The organism is Pseudarthrobacter sp. 05T312 (assembly GCF_056396685.1).
The window spans coordinates 1-398 of sequence record NZ_JBFTLY010000064.1; the positions used below are offsets into that span (position 1 = coordinate 1).

Here is a 398-nt window from a genome sequence, read left to right on the forward strand (position 1 = left end):
CGTCAGACCCGAAAAGAGATTTTCCTCTCCCGCATGGAGCAGATYCTGCCATGGCAGAATATGACCGCTGTCATCGAGCCGTTTTATCCCAAGGCGGGCAATGGCCGACGGCCCTATCCGCTGGAGACCATGCTGCGTATTCACTGCATGCAGCACTGGTACAACCTGAGCGACGGTGCCATGGAAGATGCCCTGTACGAAATCGCCTCCATGCGCCTGTTTGCCCGATTATCCCTGGATAGCGCCCTGCCGGATCGCACCACCATCATGAATTTCCGCCACCTGCTCGAGCAGGATCAACTGGCCCGTCAATTGTTCAAGACCATCAATCGCTGGCTGGCCGAAGCAGGCGTCATGATGACCCAAGGCACTTTGGTGGATGCCACCATCATTGAGGC

The 398-nt window shown here is 56.9% G+C and carries 1 pseudogene; it reads left to right on the forward strand.

The features are described from left to right. Window positions 1–398 (forward strand): annotated as a pseudogene (locus AC1DIP_RS22320) (IS5-like element ISKpn26 family transposase); the annotation flags it as partial.